Source organism: Candidatus Leptofilum sp., assembly GCF_965223525.1.
Lineage (GTDB): Bacteria > Chloroflexota > Anaerolineae > Promineifilales > Promineifilaceae > Leptofilum.
Genome location: NZ_OZ245005.1, coordinates 2,231,402 through 2,248,420 on the forward strand (window position 1 = coordinate 2,231,402; position 17,019 = coordinate 2,248,420).

General features: G+C 52.8%; 12 protein-coding genes. 5 read left to right on the top strand and 7 right to left on the bottom strand.

Annotated features, from left to right (window positions below):
* Positions 1–28: 28 nt before the first annotated feature.
* The 3 genes from gyrB to pulA form a co-directional block, all read right to left on the bottom strand.
* A complete protein-coding gene (gene gyrB / locus ACOQPM_RS26630; RefSeq protein WP_420631429.1) occupies positions 29–1,966 on the bottom strand; it encodes a DNA topoisomerase (ATP-hydrolyzing) subunit B in 1,938 nt (645 codons plus the stop codon).
* A 247-nt stretch (positions 1,967–2,213) separates the two neighbouring features.
* Positions 2,214–4,193, bottom strand: a complete 1,980-nt coding sequence (locus ACOQPM_RS26635; RefSeq protein ID WP_420631430.1) for a hypothetical protein — start codon at positions 4,191–4,193, stop codon at positions 2,214–2,216.
* 185 nt (positions 4,194–4,378) lie between these two features.
* On the bottom strand, positions 4,379–8,737 hold the full coding sequence (pulA, locus tag ACOQPM_RS26640) for a pullulanase-type alpha-1,6-glucosidase (RefSeq protein ID WP_420631431.1): 4,359 nt from the start codon (positions 8,735–8,737) through the stop codon (positions 4,379–4,381).
* 159 nt (positions 8,738–8,896) lie between these two features.
* On the opposite strand from pulA, the gene ACOQPM_RS26645 reads away from it, so the two are divergent.
* The 5 genes from ACOQPM_RS26645 (at position 8,897) to ACOQPM_RS26665 (ending at position 13,068) form a co-directional block, all read left to right on the top strand.
* Positions 8,897–9,577 carry a restriction endonuclease gene (locus ACOQPM_RS26645; protein ID WP_420631432.1) on the top strand — a complete coding sequence of 227 codons (681 nt, stop codon included), beginning with the start codon at positions 8,897–8,899 and terminating at the stop codon, positions 9,575–9,577.
* Entirely contained in the window at positions 9,574–10,203 is a 630-nt protein-coding gene (locus ACOQPM_RS26650) for a class I SAM-dependent methyltransferase (RefSeq protein ID WP_420631433.1), read from the top strand. The genes ACOQPM_RS26645 and ACOQPM_RS26650 overlap by 4 nt, the downstream gene beginning before the upstream one ends.
* Positions 10,200–11,003 (top strand): hypothetical protein, encoded by an 804-nt coding sequence (locus ACOQPM_RS26655; RefSeq protein ID WP_420631434.1) that lies wholly within the window; start codon positions 10,200–10,202, stop codon positions 11,001–11,003. The genes ACOQPM_RS26650 and ACOQPM_RS26655 overlap by 4 nt, the downstream gene beginning before the upstream one ends.
* On the top strand, positions 11,000–11,611 hold the full coding sequence (locus tag ACOQPM_RS26660) for a histidine phosphatase family protein (protein WP_420631435.1): 612 nt from the start codon (positions 11,000–11,002) through the stop codon (positions 11,609–11,611). Before ACOQPM_RS26655 ends, ACOQPM_RS26660 begins: the two co-directional genes overlap by 4 nt.
* Positions 11,612–11,688: 77 nt before the next feature.
* Complete coding sequence (locus ACOQPM_RS26665; RefSeq protein WP_420631436.1) at positions 11,689–13,068, top strand: M20/M25/M40 family metallo-hydrolase; 1,380 nt, start codon at positions 11,689–11,691, stop codon at positions 13,066–13,068.
* A gap of 114 nt (positions 13,069–13,182) precedes the next feature.
* On the opposite strand, the gene ACOQPM_RS26670 is transcribed toward ACOQPM_RS26665, so the two are convergent.
* Genes ACOQPM_RS26670 through ACOQPM_RS26685 form a run of 4 tightly spaced genes read right to left on the bottom strand, consistent with a single transcriptional unit; the run spans position 13,183 to position 17,016 of the window.
* Positions 13,183–14,079, bottom strand: a complete 897-nt coding sequence (locus ACOQPM_RS26670; RefSeq protein WP_420631437.1) for a PQQ-dependent sugar dehydrogenase — start codon at positions 14,077–14,079, stop codon at positions 13,183–13,185.
* A complete protein-coding gene (locus ACOQPM_RS26675) occupies positions 14,052–14,282 on the bottom strand; it encodes a hypothetical protein (RefSeq protein ID WP_420631438.1) in 231 nt (76 codons plus the stop codon). The genes ACOQPM_RS26670 and ACOQPM_RS26675 overlap by 28 nt, the downstream gene beginning before the upstream one ends.
* On the bottom strand, positions 14,279–15,706 hold the full coding sequence (locus ACOQPM_RS26680) for a phosphoglucomutase/phosphomannomutase family protein (protein WP_420631439.1): 1,428 nt from the start codon (positions 15,704–15,706) through the stop codon (positions 14,279–14,281). The genes ACOQPM_RS26675 and ACOQPM_RS26680 overlap by 4 nt, the downstream gene beginning before the upstream one ends.
* Entirely contained in the window at positions 15,703–17,016 is a 1,314-nt protein-coding gene (locus tag ACOQPM_RS26685) for a glycerate kinase type-2 family protein (RefSeq protein ID WP_420631440.1), read from the bottom strand. The genes ACOQPM_RS26680 and ACOQPM_RS26685 overlap by 4 nt, the downstream gene beginning before the upstream one ends.
* Positions 17,017–17,019 lie beyond the last annotated feature (3 nt).

Sequence of the window (17,019 nt, forward strand, 5' to 3'; positions counted from 1 at the left end):
TGTAACTGACAGATTAACACAACACACTTTACACGTCCAGGTTACGCACCTCGCTGCTGTGGGTCATTATAAACCGTTTGCGGGGCGCGACTTCGCTGCCCATGAGCATGTCGAAGGTGCGGTCAGCCACAACGGCATCTTCAATGGTAACTTGCAGCAGCATTCGCTCCGCCGGGTCCATGGTGGTTTCCCATAGCTGTTCTGGATTCATTTCACCCAAACCCTTGTATCGCTGTAAGCTGTACTTTTTCCCGTTCTTTTGCAGCTGCTTGAGCAGTTCCTGATTTTGGGCTTCGGTGTAGGCGTAGTGCATCTCTTTGCCCGCTTTTAGGCTGTACAGTGGCGGCTGGGCAATGTACAGATGCCCTTTTTCGATGAGCTGTGGCATGTAGCGGAAGAAGAAGGTAAGGAGCAGCGTACGAATGTGGCTACCGTCTACGTCTGCGTCACACATAATGATGATACGGCCGTACCTTAAATTCTCCACATCAAACGTTTCCCCAATCCCGGTGCCTAACGCCGAAATCATCGCTTTTACTTCATTGTTCGCCAGGATTTTGTCCAGGCGGGCACGCTCCGTGTTGAGAATCTTGCCGCGCAGGGGCAGGATGGCTTGGAAATGCCGATCGCGCCCTTGCTTAGCGCTACCACCAGCCGAATCACCCTCCACAATGTACAGCTCGCACTTATTCGGATCGCGCTCAGAGCAGTCGGCCAGCTTGCCGGGGAGGGTGAGGCTTTCTAGTGCGCTTTTTCGCATAACCAGCTCGCGCGCTTTGCGTGCCGCGGCGCGGGCACGTGAGCTGGTGAGACACCGCTCGATAATCTTTTTGGCATCGCGCGGATTTTCTTCCAGGTACAAATTGAACGCCTCGGCAGTGATGGAAGCGACGATGCCCGAAACTTCTGCATTCATCAGTTTCACTTTGGTTTGGCTTTCAAACTGTGGGTCTGGGTGCTTCACGCTAATGACGGTGGTAAGTCCTTCACGAGTATCATCGCTGGAGAAGTTATTGTCTTTTTCTTTCAGAAAGTTGTTTTTGCGGGCGTAGCTGTTGATAACGCGGGTAACGGCCGTACGCACCCCTGTCAAATGCGTCCCACCATCCGGGGTATGAATGGTGTTGGCAAAAGCATATTCAGAAATGGCGATCCCGTCGGTGTATTGTAGGGCGACCTCCACATCAATGCCTTCCACCTCTTTTTGGGCGTAGATGGGGCTGCCGTGAATCGGCTTGCGGTTCCGATTGAGGTAGCGGACAAACGATTTGACCCCCCCCTCAAAGTAAAAACTCATCTCTCGTGGGGTCGTCGGCCGTTCATCCCGAATCTTCAGAAAGACACCACTGGTGACAAAGGCCATCTCACGGAAACGATTCAGCAGCGTTTCAAATCTGTACGCTGCCCCCTCTTCAAAAATTGTATCATCAAACTTAAAGTGGGTAGTTGTGCCCGTGGCTTCACCCCGCTTCATTTTACCGATCTTTTTTACAGCGGCGTCGGGCAAACCGCGCTGGTAACGTTGGAACCAAACAGCGCCTTCACGCCGCACCGTTACCTCCATCCATTCAGATAAAGCATTAACGGCCGCTGCACCCACGCCGTGCAAACCACCAGATACTTTGTAAGCGTCGTTGTCAAATTTACCGCCAGCGTGTAGGGTGGTGTGTACCAGCTCTAGCGCCGACACTTTTTCGGTTGGATGTTTGGCTACCGGGATACCAACGCCGTCGTCTTCAACGCTGACGCTGTTGTCATCGTGAATGGTTACTTCAATACGGCCGCATCGCCCAGCCAGGGCCTCATCAATGGAGTTATCTACAATTTCATAAACAAGATGATGCAATGCTTTTACATCGGTGCCGCCTACATACATACCTGGGCGGCGGCGCACAGCTTCCAGCCCCTTGAGAACCTGGATGCTGCTGGCATCATACTGTCTTTCTGCTTCAGTTTTTCTAGCCATGAAAAGTTCCTTGCAATCCGCAGATTTCACATTTTACACAGGATTTGCTCTGTGCAATCTGCGAAATCTTTGGCTAATATTTACAGGGGAAAATAGGTATTTACACCTCAATTTTACAAGACATAATTGTACCACATTTGTTCTAAGCGGGATAGTAAAACAATAGTTACGGAAGTATGAAATGGTGCTTGGTAATACGGCCGTTACCAACTAAGAAATTTGTGGTTCTCGTCAAAATGAATTTGGGTTATGGCACCCAAATCAGCCACATTTCGCTAGCTGAAACAACATCACCATAAACATCACGGTATTCAATCGTGATGTCTTTGCCTTTCATTTGCTCCATCAAGGCAAACGGAATGATTAAGCTGGCGGCTTGGGGCGTGTTTTCAGCAGAAAAATCATGAGTATAGGTGATAGAATCATTCATTTTGATAATGATTTCATCATCCACTATTACTGGTGAAATTGCATCCGATTGTGCTGAAAGATAGAAGTTGCCGCTATTGGGCAGCTCTTGAGGTATTTGAATAGTAGTACTATAAAAAATTTCGCGAACAGCCTGAACCTGTCGTTGCGGGAATGGATCGCCAATAAATATTGGTTCCATATCTGTAACGACTTGATTTAGAATTGCAGGTAAAAATAGTTGCGGTAAGCTTCCCAAATTAGCTCCGTAAATTGTAATAGGTTCCCCTGTTGTGGCTGTTCCGGGCGAGAGCATCGTTATGAGCGGTGGCGAATCAGAATCCTTGAATGAACTGCTAAATACTGACCCAATTATTGCATCCGAAGGCATTCCAGCACCCCATTCTGTTGGGCTGCTTCCCCAATAACTGTCATTGGCGTAAACAATTCGGCTTGATTCATTGACTATAGCGTAACTGGAAACCCCATCAAAACTTTCAAAAACATTTTGAGCGATGATTGGTTCAAATGTGTCGAAGGACTCTGTTTCCGTGATAACAACGCCCAGGGGTGCATCAGAAATGGTGTTGAACCGGACTGTTGGTTGAAAATCTTGCAGCCCATCAGATCCCCGCGGGACTAAATTTAGGTAAATATTCGCTTCATTGCCAAACAACAAGTTATTCTCGATAACGGGTTTGGAATCTGTATCGGAACCGGAGGCATCGCTGCTGCCAAATGTTTCTACCATGATGCCATTTGTTGCATTGTTACGGATGATATTGTTTCTGATTGCGGTACGCTCATCAACATGGCCTAACCACCATGATTCCGACTTCAGATAGATTCCTGTGCCGTTTTGTTCAATAACGTTGTTTGTGATAATGGGATTTGTTATAGCACTTTGATAGCCGCACCAAATCCACAAGTAAATTCCTTCCTCAACATTGTTAGCAATAACGTTGTTCTTTATATTTGCCCCAACATTTATATGAATTCCATCTGGCCAATTGACATTTGCTCTAATTGTGATGCCAATTTCGTTATGCTGGATTACGCAATTCTGAATATTGGCCCAGGAATCACCACCCCCAGGTATGTCTACTGAGCCTATACTGACGCCTTCTGTGGCGTATTGGATCATGCAAATGCTCAGCTCAGAGGTTGTTGATCCTTCGCGAATTTGAATTCCACCCCAATCTCCTGATGATTTATTTGCGGCATCAGAGGTGAAATGAACTGGATCGGATTCGGTTCCGTTGACTAGCAAGGTGCCAAACACTATCAATTCTGTTTTATCAGTCCAGCGACCGGTTGCTTGATCATCTCCCACCGATGAGCCAAAAATTGTCGAACCACCATTGATTGTTAGGGTAACGCCTGCGGGAACAGTAACATCGCCTGTGAGCAGAATATTCGAGTCCCAGATAGTGTCTATGCTAATTTCTCCACTAAATGTAGATTGCCAGGTTTGCGCTTCCCCTGAGTCATCGGGCGCAAAATTTGATCCAAGTTCGAAGGATACGTTGTTGCTGGTTCCTGTATTTGTCGTGACGGAAACGTTTCCGCTGATGCTGTCAGCAGGTACGGCCGTATCAATTTGTGTTTCTGAAAGATTCAAAATTGTGGCTGGTTTGTTATTGGGGAAAGTAACGGCCGTATTTGACCAACTGGCTGCGCTTGTACTCAGATTTTTGCTCAATCCAGACAAATTACGTGATTGTAGGAGAACAATGCTGACGATAATGATAAGGAATAACGTAAACCTGATAAATTTTCGGAACGGTTTCTGCACTTTGTGGGTGTGAAGCAGGTTCATGATTTCTCCAAATGTAATGCAAATGACAACGAACAAAATGGTAAGAACGGAAAGGTGATACTGGCGATTTAGGCAAGGAGTAGCCAAACAAATAGTAGAACAAAAATATTACGTTGTTGATTACGTTCCGTAAGAACAGCGCGAAGCCCGTCCCCTCAAACCGAGCTTCGTGCTGTTCTAAAGAATTAGTGATGGTCTGGTGATTGGCGTTTGCGTTGGCTTAGCCAAGCGATTAGTAACGCGAAAACAAACCCGCCGCCAAGCAAGCTCAGCCACAGAGCCCACGGCGTGCCGGGCGCATCCTGGATTATCTCGGTTTCAGCATGGCCATCGTCATCTGCCTCTGTTTCTTCGTCGCTGTGAGCTTCTTCCTCGGCTTCTGCAGTGGTTTCGGCGTCAGCTTCGGCTTCTTCACCATCTGCTACTTCGGCTTCCTCAGATTCTTCAACCTCAACGGCAGTTTCCTCACCACGAATTGGTTGCTCTACACTGCCTTGCGGCAAGGCAAAGACAGCCGTTGTCCACGCAGGTACGGTAAAGGTGCCGCTAGCGTCATCAAAGGCAGCCGTTTGCACCACACCGTCCACCGAATTTTGTTGGATAGGATGAAGAGAGAAGGGGAGGTTGGTTACGGCCGTTTCCGTAAAGCTCACTTCGTCAGGCGTAGCGTTGAACACAACCACCACCATATCAAAATTCGGGTCGAGGTCTTCGCCCGTCAGGTCGCTCAGACTCATCACAATCACGCCTGGTAGCTGCTCTGCCCCAGTGTTGTGGAACATGAGGCGCTCTTGGATTTGTACGGCCGTTTGCAACCTAAATAGCGGCGATCCAGCCCGAATTTGCAGCAGTTCAAGATACGTGTCGCGGGCAAAAGCAATATCATCTGGCGTCGGTGCCAAATCTGGATTTGCCAGCAGCGGCTGCATCGTCGGCCACATGCTCTGGTTGTCTGCCGCAGGTGGCAGGCCAATGCCCCAATTGTTACTTTGGTAAGTAAAGTCGAGCCGATTGAACCAATCACCAGAGTTGTAGCTGTTGCGATCCAATGATTTTGACCGCAGCAAATCATCTCCGGCCTGGAAGAAGGGAATGCCCTGGCTAAACATCACAATCGAGTTGCCCAACGTTTGCATTCTGGCGCGATCCTCAGTGCTGGTACCCAATGGTGCCTTGTACTGAATGATGTCAAACAGCGATTCATTGTCATGCTTGGAGATGTACACAATTTGCTCTTGCGGATCGGCCGTGTAGCCTGCCGGAGAGCCGTTGTACAAAACCTCGCTGCCTGAAACGGCCGTACCGTCTGCACTGACAAAGGTGAAATCACTCAAATTACCAGCCAAACCCACCCGAATGATGTCCATGAAGTTTTGCAAACGTATCCACTGTTCGGTTTCGCTGCCCTGGTCAGTTTCGTTAGGATAAACATACAAACCATTTAAGAAACCTTGCTCCGTCTGACCGCCAAATGGGCTGCCGCCACGCGCCGCATCGCGCAAGCGATCGCTAAACGTGCCAATGCCCGTACCCGCCATATTGAACTGCGTGGCGTTGAGGCCCCGTGCATTGCCGCCAACTTCACCAAAATCCCAGCCCTCGCCATAGACGTAGATGTTTTTGCCATCCACACCGTGCTCTTCCAGCGTGAGTGCATCCAGCGCGGCGCGCACGGCCAGCATATCTTCCATCATATGGTGGCCCATCAGATCAAAGCGAAAAGCGTCAATCTTGTAAGCCACAGCCCAGGTCACCACCGAATCAATCATCAGCTTACGCATCATGTTGTGTTCAGTGGCCGTATTTTGGCAGCAGGTACTGGTTTCCACATTCCCCGTGCTGTTCAGCCGATGGTAGTAGCCCGGCACAATCTGATCCAGCACCGATTTATTGGCCTGGCCGCTGGCGTTGGTGTGGTTGTATACCACATCTACCACTACGTGCAGGCCAATTTCGTTGAGTGCCTGAACCATTTGGCGATATTCTTTAATTCGGTCAATCCCGCCAGGGTTGACCGAATAGCTGCCCTCCGGTACGGTGTAGTGGAATGGGTCGTACCCCCAGTTGAATGGGTCCTGATCACGAATAGCGGAGATAAGTGCCTGCTGCTCTTCGGAATCAGCAGGTAGGTTGGCCAGTTCAGCAAAGGTTGGCGTTGTCCAGGTAGATTTGTCCTCGTCTATGGTAGCAATGTCAAAGGTGGGCAGCAGATGTAGATGGGTCAACCCCGCCTCAGACAGCGCTGCCAAATGCTGCATCCCGTTGGAATCTAGCTGTGTAAAGGCCGCATACGTGCCGCGCAGCTCTTCTGGTACGCTGGCATCGTTCACGCTAAAGTCGCGTACGTGTAGCTCATAGACAATAATGTCTTCTGGGGCAGCAATGCCTGGTTTCACGACATCCAGCCAGCCGTCTGGCATGGTGGCAGCGTCCGTCAGATCTACAATTTGGCTGCGGGTGCTGTTGGTTGCCAGACTAAAGGAGTAGGGATCGGTGACGAGGTTGGTTTGTACGCTGCCCTCAGTAGGTACATACACTTGCACTTCGTATAGATAATATTTGTCCGCCCAATCTGCTTCGCCGGTGAGTGACCAGGTGCCATTGCTGGGCGTGGGGCGCATCACCAGAATTTCAGCTTCGGTGTTGGGATCGGCATCGTCGAAAAGATAGAGGCGCACCTGGCGAGCCGTGGGTGCCCAAACGGTGAGGGTTGGCACGCCGTCATTAAAAGTGACACCCAAATCGCCATCGTATGGGTACAAATCATCCAGCACGCCAGGCGTTTGCAGACCGGCGGCATTAATGGTTTGCCCACCTTCATCCTGAGCAGAAACAGCAATTTGTCCTTTGAGGGCGACACGGGCAACGCTCAAATCATCTTCGCTAAATTTGAGGGCAGTGAAGTTCTGTAGGTGGGGGAACTTGGCCACCACTTCGTCGCTAAACCCGTTGGGGTCTACGGTAAGCGGCACGGCTTCGCCGCCAGAGATGCCATCGAAGCCGAGGGAGAATGCGCCCCCAAGTGGATCGTAGTGGAAGAAGTATTGGTTACCGGGAGTGTCTTCAATGTTCCAGGCGATGGTGTCGTGAGCGACCCAGTAGGCACTGCGCTGGCTGATGTTGCCCTGAATGCCGCCAGAACCGACGGAAATGTTCAAGAGGTTGCTCCTTGAGTCGAAGGTGAAGGTGACGAGGGTGTCTGCTTCCTGTACGCTGAAGGGGATGTTAGCACCGTCTTGTGCGCCGTCTTCGCCGTAGTTTACGTCCCAGGTGCCATTTACAGCGACTTTGGCTTCATATTCACCCACGGGGATACTGACAGTTTGGAAGGTGAATGTGCTGTCCCCGTCTGGGTCTTGCAGCCAGGTAGCCAGGCAGCTTGGCATCCAGTCCTCGGCGCAGCCAAGTTCATCCTGAAAGCTGCCGGGTACGTTGGCAATGAGGTTGTTGACGCTGTCGGCAACCCAGCCGGTTTGGTTATCGAAGTAAAAGGTAACGCTGCTGTCTTCGGCTAACGAAAGCGGAATGTTGGCACCGCCCGGCTGGGCATTGAGGCCAAAGTTCACATCCCAACTGCCGTTGAGGGCAACTTTGTATTCATACTCACCGGCAGGGATGTCGAAGGTGCCGCTGAAAAGCTGGTTTTCTTCGCTGTAGGTGAGTTCGGTGTTGGTGCAGTCTGGTGCCCAATCTCCGGCGCAACCCAGCACAGACTGAATAGTGCCGGGAATGACAACGAGGTCGGGGAACGGTGTGGCTGCAGGGGGTAAGCCGCCACCGCTGCCCGGCGTTGCGGCCAGGTCGTCAGGAATCTCATCGCTGACTTCTATGGTGAGTAAATTTGTAGCAGGGTCGTATGCAAATATAATGGCCTGTTCTTCGCCGACTGTGAAAGGGTGGTTGGCTCCGTTGGCTTCGCCATCTGCGCCAAATACTTGCTCCCAGCTCTGGTTTAGAACCAGCTGGGCTTCGTATTCTCCAGCGGGAATGCTGGCAGTGATGAAGGTGTAGATGCCGTCTGCGTTGGGGTCTTGCAGCATGGCGCGAAGGCAACCGGCTGACCAATCTTCGGCACAGCCGAGTTCTTCTTGAAAGTCACCAAAGGCGGCGGCAACCAGGCTGTTGATGCTGTCGCTGACCCAGCGGGTTTTGTGATCGTACCAGAAGGTGACGGGGCCATCTTCGGGAACTTCAAGGGGAATGTTGGGGCCGTAATATTCTGCGTTGAGGCCGTAGTTGTCGTCCCAGGTGCCGTTGAGGGCGGCTTTGTATTCGTAGTTACCTGCGGGAACGTCGAAGGTGGCTAGCCAGATGTCGTGTTGTGCATCGTAGGTGAGCTGGCTTTCGGCGCAGGTGGTGTCCCATTCGCCAGCGCAGCCTATTACAGACTGGATGGTTCCGGCGATGGTGACGGTGTCTGGCGGGGGGATGCTGGCGGGGTCATCTGTTTGGGCACTAGCGGAAACGGCCGTTACGCCCAATATCAATAAAATTACCAAAAAGAGGCGGAGTTTGCTCCACTGTTTGTTGATTTGTTTATTCATCTTTTCTCCAACACACACTTAACTGATTAACGGCCTGATTGTACGACAAACGAGAACGGCCGTCATCCGTTGTAATCGCAGCTAATATTGGAGAATCGTACAATCAAAATATGTTGTGGCTTTTTGGGATTTTTATCACTCCCGATTACAATTCAGCGCATGGTAGTTCGCACCGAATGGCGCTTTCGCCAGCAATCCCCCCGATTTCAAACGCAGCCACGCCCGGCCGTTTCTTGGCACAGTCGTTGGATCATTGGTGGATTAACGGCCGTTTACCTCTTTTGGCTGCTGGTTCGGGCAATTAGCCAACCCGCGTGGTTGCTAAATCTGTCTAGCGTAGCCACTGAATTGGTGCGGCTGGTGGAGATTGGCTGGCTAGCAACCTTGCTGGTGCTGTGGGGGGTGGTTTGGTGGCAAAAACGGCAAGAAGTGATACGGCCGTTTGTCCCACTCACTTTGGATCAGCTTTACAATTTGCAACCAGCTGAGTTCGAGCAGTATGTGGCACAGCTATTTCGGCAGAAAAAATACAGAGTGACTGTGCGGGGGCGCAGCGGTGATTTGGGCGTAGATTTGATGCTGACGCGCACCGGGGGTAAACGCGCTATTGTGCAGTGCAAACGCTACCGCAGCACCATAGGCCCAGTCATCGTGCGGGAGCTATACGGCACCCTCATTCACGAGGGCGTGGCGCACGCTTTTCTTGTTACTACAGCTAATATTTCTGATTCGGCCCGCAGCTGGGCGCAGGGCAAACCCATGACGCTGATTGATGGCTCAACGTTGGTAGAAATTGCTCATTCCCTGCAAACGATTCCTACGGATTTAAAATCTCCATGAATCATCTGCAAAAAACAGGCGAGACATACCGCCAAATTGCGGCCGACTATGCTTTGGCGTGGCAAAAGCGAGGTTCAATTGAGCCTCAGCTACAGAAATTTGTGGCCTTGCTGCCTAAAGGCGCGACAGTTTTGGACGTGGGCTGTGGGCCTGGGATGGATACGGCCGTTCTCCAAACCCACCGCCTAAACGCTGTTGGCCTGGATTACAGCCACGAGATGATGCGCGTTGGCCGCGATGAATTTGGCTACAGCGTACCATTTGCCCAGGCTGATATGCGCCAATTGCCGGTGGGGCAGGCCATAGATGGCATATGGGCTTCTGCCTCAATGCTGCACCTTCAAAGGGACGATCTATTGCCAACACTACAGCAATTTTGGCGCATTCTCAAGCCTGGCGGCATCCTCTATTTTTCCGTCAAGTTAGGGGATGGCGAAAAGTGGGTTCCCACAACGAAGTATGGCCACACCTTTCCTCGCTTCTTTACCTTCTGGCAACCTGAAATGCTAGGCTCGCTGTTAGAAACGGCCTCTTTCCACATCATCGAAGGCTGGATAGAGCAAAGCAAGAAAGATGATTGGCTGGTACGCTACGCCCGCAAAATAGAACTGGAGGCTAACCAATGAACTTAGCCAGATACAATCGTTTTACTGATGAGCTAACCCGCAAGCTGGATGACGATCCCCGCGTGTTGGGGCTGGTTGCGCTTGGCTCGATGGCGCAGCAAGATTACCAGCCAGATGAATGGTCTGACCACGACTTTTTTGTCATCACCATTCAGGGCGTGCAGGAAGATATGCGCCAGGATCTGTCCTGGTTGCCCCGTGCCGATGAGCTGGTTTTCCAATTCCGCGAGACGGAGCACGGGGTGAAGGCGCTCTATCGCGGTGGGCATTTGCTGGAATTTGCCGTTTTCAATGAGGATGAGTTGCAGATGGCACGGCTAAACCGCTACAGCATTTTGCTCGATAAAGCAGAACTTGCTCCCAAATTGGCAGAACGGGAATTGGCAACGCAAGATTTTGTGGCACACGGCCGTTCTGACCCAGAAAAGCGATTTGCCGAATTCTTGATAAACATTTACGTGGGCGTAGGGCGACAGGCGCGGGGCGAAGAACTGAGCGGTCGTCAATTTATAAAAACCTATGCCCTCACCCATCTGTTGCATCTGCTAGCCGACTTTTTGCCAGCCGAAGAAGCGCATCTGCTAGATAACCTTGACCCGTTCCGTCGCTTTGAGCAGGTATACCCAGCAACAGGCAAGGAACTCAACCAAATCTTAGACCAAGATAATCTAACGGCGGCGGAGAATTTATTACTGGTGGCGGCGCTTCATCTACGGCCGTACCTGCCCAACTTCCCAGAAACGGCCGTTGCTGAAGTGCAGCAATACATCAAAAAAGCAAAAGAGGAGCCAACCCCTTGACCAATCTCACCATCTTACTGACCCGGCATGGCCAAACCGACTGGAACAAAGCTGGTCGCTGGCAGGGCCACGCCGACATCCCCCTTAACGAAACGGGGCAGCAGCAAGCCAACGCCCTATGCCAACGGCTGCAAAGCTGGCCGATTGAGGCGGTTTACACCAGTAATTTGCAGCGTTGCATACAAACAGCCGTTCCCCTGGCCAACGCGCTCGGAATCGAACCGATCCAAACGGAACTGTGGCGGGAGCGAGACGTAGGCGACTTTAGCGGCCTAACGGGCGAACAAGCCCGTGAGCAATACCCGGAAATTTGGGCCAAAGCCATACGGGGCATGGTGGATCCTCCCAATGGAGAGCCATTTGTCGAGGTGCGCCGCCGTGCCTTACGCGCCTTTGAAAGCGTTGTTGAAGCCCACAGCGAGGGCATGGTACTCATCGTATCGCATGGCGGCTTGCTGCACGCCCTGCTAGGGCAGGTGATGGGAATTGATGCAGGAATTTACGGCCGTTTCTCCATGCGCGGCAACACAGGTCTCAGCATCGTCGAGGTAAACAGCCGTGGCCCGGTGGTCGTGCGCCTGAATGACACCAGCCATTTGGAAAAGTAATGGAGACCAGAGACTGAAAGTCTCCAGTCTCTGGTCTCCAATCTCAAAAACTCAGAAAATCCCCAAAGGAAGATGACATGACATCACAACACGCAAACCCCATCTGGGACAAAATTGACGCCCACATTGATGAAAATGTGGATTACTGGATTGAACAGCTAGCTCGTCTTTGCGCGGTGCCAAGCGTGTCTGCAACAAACGAGAGCATTGAGGAATGTGCCGATTTGGTGGCGACCATGCTGCGTGAGCAAGGCTTTGATGCCGAAGTGTTGCCCTCAGATGGGTATCCGGTTGTTTATGCTGAAGGCGGCGGCCGTTCCGACAAAACCCTCCTCTTTTATCTCCATTACGACGTGCAGCCCGCCGATTCGCTGGAGCTGTGGGATTCGCCACCGTTTGAACTGACCGAGCGGGATGGCAAATATTATGCGCGCGGCGTTAGCGATGACAAAGGACACATCATCTGCCGCCTAGCTGCTCTGGCAGCGGTGAAGGATGTGCTGGGCACACTGCCCTGCAATATTAAATTTATCATCGAAGGGGAAGAGGAGATTGGCAGTTCCAACATGCCCGCCTTTGTAGAAAAGCACAAAGAGAAGCTGGCCGCCGATGCCTGTATCTGGGAGTTTGGCGGTGTGGATTATGAGGGACGGCCGTCTCAAGCGTTGGGGATGCGCGGCATCTGTTTTGTGGAACTGTCTGTGCAAACCGCCTCGATTGATGCCCACTCCGGTCTGGGCGGCTCAATTTTTCCCAATGCCGCTTGGCGGCTCACCTGGGCACTGAGTACGCTCAAAGACCAAAATGAGCGCATTCTCATTCCCGGCTTTTACGATAACGTGCAGCCGCCTAGCGAGCGAGATTTGGAGCTGCTGGCGGCTATGCCGTCTGAGGCAGCAAAGCTCATGGAAACGTTTAATCTGGATGGCTTTTTGCTAGGCATAACAGATGATTTGGAATGGAAGAAGGCGGCCGTTTTTGAACCAACTTGCACCATTTGTGGCCTCACCTCTGGCTACCAGGGGCTGGGTTCCAAGACGGTGTTGCCCGCCAAAGCCAGCGCCAAGATTGATTTTCGGCTGGTTCCCAACCAAACGCCGGAGGAAGTTGTGAGCAAGCTGCGGGCACATTTGGACGCCAACGGCTTTACGGATGTGGAAATGACGCTGCATGGTGGTGGCCGACCCGCCAAAGTAGACCCAGACGATCCCTTTGTGCAGTTGACGAATGAAACGGCCGTTGCCGTCTACGGCAAAGAACCCAGTGTAGCCCCAATGATTGGCGGCAGCGGGCCAAACTATCCCTTCATCCACACGCTAGGATTGCCGTTGGTGGCGGCTGGCGTGGGCTACCCCGGTAGTCAGGCGCATGCCCCCAACGAAAACATGCGGCTCGATTACTTCTTGCTAGGTACCAAACACACCGCCCGCGTCATCGAGCAATTCGCAAAAGGATAAGTTTTGGCCACAGAGGTTTTAGAGATTTGAGGCTGGATTTAATTGGTTGCAGTTAGCATCTTGTTACAAGCAATATGATCTAGAATTTGACCAACCCCTCATATCCCTCTGTGGCTAATTTTCTATGCGGTAAATGGTGCCAGTGCGGTAGTCGGAGATGAGCAGTGCGCCGTCTGGGGTAGGTAGCAGGTGCTGGGGATTTTGAATGCCAGTGAGGAAGATGCTGGTGGTTCCTACGAAACGGCCGTCCGCATCCACCTCAATTTGTACGGCCGTTACCTTTCCCCTTAGCCACAAAGCCACCAACAAAACTGAGTCATCCCACGGCGCAACGGCAATGCTAGTGGGCGTCGCTTGCGGTGGAAAAAGTGCAACGGGCGGCTCCGTTTCGACACAAATTTCAGTCGTGCCGTCCCGGTTTAGGGCTGGTTCCTGGTTGCCAAAACATTGTGCCCAGCCGTAATCCCCGCCCGGAGCCACCAGATTTAGCTCTTCCGGTGGCTGCCCTTCAAAGTTCTCTCCAGTCACGGTACCGTCGCCAACTTCTGTGATCCAGAGACGGCCGTTTCCATCAAAAACATGGGCATACGCATTCTTGAGGCCAGTGGCTAACACGGTGGGTTTGTTTGGCTGGGCAGGATTAAGCTGCCATAAAATGCCAGAACCTTCGCTAGCGCGGTTGCCGCTACGCCGCCCGCTGGTTTCGTATAGAAGTTGATTGTTTGGGGTGATGGTCAGGGTGCCGTTGGAACGGCCGTTGTTGGGCATGTCAGTCAGAACAATTTCTGGCGTTTGCGGCTTCAACTGATCGTCAAGGTTGGCGCGGAGTAGCTGATCTTCCATGGCAATCCACAGCACACCGTCCAGCACGGCAATCCCCGTTGGTTTGTTTAACCCTTCGAGCAAAACTTCTTGGCTGTTGCTGGCTAAATCTACTGCCACCACTTGCCCGGCTGCGTCATTTTCCCCCGCAAGAATTTGGGCTACCCACAGACGGCCGTCTGGCCCCAAATCATCTGCGTCGGACGAGCTAGTCCACTCACCGCTACCGCTGCCGTGAAGTCATCTGGCAGGGCGAGGTTGGCTGCCAGGTTTGTGGTTGGAGGAACGGCCGTTTCCACGCTATTACTGTTGCATCCTACAATCAGCAAGGCAAGAAAAAAGAGAGCCAACCAATCTCTAAACCCTCTGTGCCCTCTGTGGCTTAACCTCACGCCTTCGCCGCCATCTCCTCGCCGAAGCCCAGCAGTGCCTTCACTCGCTCATCGTTGGGGGCTTCCGCATACACACGCAGCACAGGTTCAGTGCCAGACGGCCGTATCAGCAGCCAACTGCCATCGTTTAAATAATATTTCACCCCGTCCACCGTTTGCACATCTTCCACTGGCACGCCCGCAATTGCTTCTGGGGCCAGATTCAGCAACATGGCCACCATGCGTGCTTTCTCGACGGGCCGGGTGAGCTTCATGTCTGTGCGGGCGTACTGCGCCGGGCCAAATTGGGCGAGCAAATCCTCAACCAGCTCATGCAGTGGCGCTTTAGCCGCCGCCATTACCTCCAGCAGCAGCAACCCCATTAAAACGCCATCCCCTTCTGGAATATGCCCCTGGATGCTCATGCCCCCGGACTCCTCACCGCCCATCACCACCCCGTTTGCAATCATCAAATCAGAAATATGGTTGAAGCCAACGGGGGTTTCAATCAATTCCAAGCTGTTTTTGGCGGCAATGCGGTCAATCATGCGGGTGGTAGAGACGGTGCGAACTACCTTGCCCTGCAAGCCCCGCTTTTCCAGCAGATAGTGCAGCACCAAGGCAAAAATGCGGTGCGGATCCACAAAATTGCCCTGCGAATCAACTGCGCCAATGCGGTCGGCGTCGCCGTCGGTAGCCAATCCCACATCCCAATGCCCACTTTGGATGGTGGACATGAGCAAGCCCAAATGCCGTGCAATCGGCTCGGGGTGGATGCCGCCAAAGCCGGGATTCATCTCATGCCGAATGTTGTGGACGTGGGTACGACCGCGTGCCAGCACTTCGCTAAAGGCACCCCGCCCAGAGCCAAACATGCCATCTGCTACCACGCGCAGTTCGCCACTAGAGACGATGTCTAGATCCACCAATCCGCTGAGATGCTCGTAATACGCCCACGACGGGTCAAATTTATGCACCCGATCCCGCCGAATGGCCTCGTCTAAATCCATGAGGTTGGGGCCGCGCCCGCTGGACAAATTGCGATCCAGCAGCCGCTCTACTCGCTTATGGTGGGACGGGCTGGCTGCACCCCCGTAGCAAGATTTCAGCTTGATGCCGTTGTAGCGCGGGGCGTTGTGGCTGGCAGTGATCATCACCCCAGCCGTGGCGCTTTTTTGCAGCACTGCGTAGCTGATGGCGGGCGTGGGCGTGTCGGCGCGTGCTAGCCAGGTCTCTATGCGGTTGGCGGCCATCACGCGGGCCACTTCTGCTGCGTAGCGATCCGACAAGAAGCGCGTGTCGAAACCCACCATAACGCTGGGATTTGCGTCATTTTCTTCCCGGATATAGTCGGCAATGGCCTGGGCAACCAGCCGCAAATTGCCAAAAGTAAACGTTTCGCTGATGACGGCACGCCAGCCGTCGGTGCCAAATTTTATCGTCATGGTTGTCCTTCGTAGTTCAAAATAATGATTAAATCATTTACATTCGTACCGGTGGGGCCAGTTTTGATGAGATGACGGCCGTTTCCAGCAGCATCTCGCTGGGCAAAATAAGTGTAGCTGTCGTTGTTGTTCAGGTAAGCTAGGGCGGTTTGCCTATCCGCCACCGTTTGGCCAGTGACGGTCGCACCCGCCACGCCGCTGGTGCCGTCGTCGCCGTCGGTGGCAAAGCTGGTGATGGTGCGGTTAGTCCAGCCTGCCAGCCCAATGGACGCAGCCAGCGCGGTTTCCAGATTGCGCCCGCCAATGCCGTCACCACACAGGGTAACGGTGGTTTCGCCGCCCAGCAGGGTGGCACTTTGCGGCGGGGCATCTTTGGCCAGAGCGGAGGCAAAGTGGCCTACCTTCCGCGCTTCGCCTTCCAGCCTTGTGGTAAGCAAGCGCGTGTGAAAGCCAAGCTCCTCTGCTTTCGCAGCGGCGGCCTGAACCGACTGTTGAATACTGCCGATGATGATGTTGTCAAGGATGTTGGTGGGTGACGGGGTGCTGTGTTGAGTGAGTTTGGTAAATGTGGATTGGATGGTTTTGGCAACGGCCGTTTCCATTCCATTCAGCACCTTGTACCGCTCTAAAACTGCCACCGCGTTGGCTGCAGTTTCGCTAGTGGAAACGGTGGGCCCGCTGCCAATGGCGGCGAGATCATTGCCAACCACATCGCTGAGAATGAGGCTGATCACGTATGCCGGTGCTGCCAACTGTGCCAAGCCGCCACCCTTTACATGGTCAAACTGGCGACGGACGGTATTGAGCTCTTGAATGGTGCAGCCGCTGGCCAGCAACGCTTCGGTCATCTCTTGCATAACCTCCAAAGGGAGCAGGGGCTGTGTGAACAGAGCAGATGCGCCGCCAGAAATGAGGCACAGTACGAGGTCGTTTTCGGTCAGGTCGTGGAGGGTTTGCAGAAGCTTTTTTGTAGATTCAATGCTTTTTTCGCCTGGCACGGGATGGTTGCTTTCGTAAGCAGGTAGAGGGAATTTGGTTGCCGCTGGCAAATGTTTGGCCAAAATACCACCACCAGCAACGGCCGTTTCCCCCACAATGTCCACCGCTGCCAACGCCATCGGCACGGCCGCTTTGCCCACGCTGATGATGTAAAGACGGCCGTTTGCCAGATCAAACTGGTGAGAGCCAATGGTGAGTTGGGAGCCCATTTTGTGCAGGTGGTTGGTAACGGCCGTGTGCGGATCGGCTTGTTTTAGGGCGGCAGCGATGATTGCCTGGATATGTTCGGGGTGCTGGGCAAAGTTGAGCATGGC